The organism is Rothia sp. HMSC071F11, assembly GCF_001809115.1.
Taxonomy (GTDB): domain Bacteria; phylum Actinomycetota; class Actinomycetes; order Actinomycetales; family Micrococcaceae; genus Rothia; species Rothia dentocariosa.
Genome location: NZ_KV795758.1, coordinates 1 through 244, shown reverse-complemented (window position 1 = coordinate 244; position 244 = coordinate 1). Strand labels below are relative to the sequence as shown.

Annotated in this window: 1 protein-coding gene; it reads left to right on the top strand. The window is 63.1% G+C overall.

The window, feature by feature from the left end:
• A partial coding sequence (locus HMPREF2554_RS07580; RefSeq protein ID WP_141744374.1) for a choice-of-anchor M domain-containing protein occupies positions 1 to 244 on the top strand: 244 nt, incomplete at both ends.

Genomic DNA, 244 nt, shown 5'->3' with positions numbered 1-244 from the left:
ACGAGCACATGAACTCGCCCAAACTCGACTTTATCGGACCGGTCGGAACCGCGTTTTACGGGCTTCCGCAAACCCAGATGCGCGGGCTGCCCTGGCCCGGGTACAGCACCCAGAATGTGGACTACAGCAGACTTGACGGCGGCGTAACCCTGCACGTTGTGCCCCGCAGCATGCCAAAGGGCGCGCGGTTTGGCGTCTTCACCGAGTCGCTGACCGGCCCCGAGGTGCTGCTGGATTCGACCAA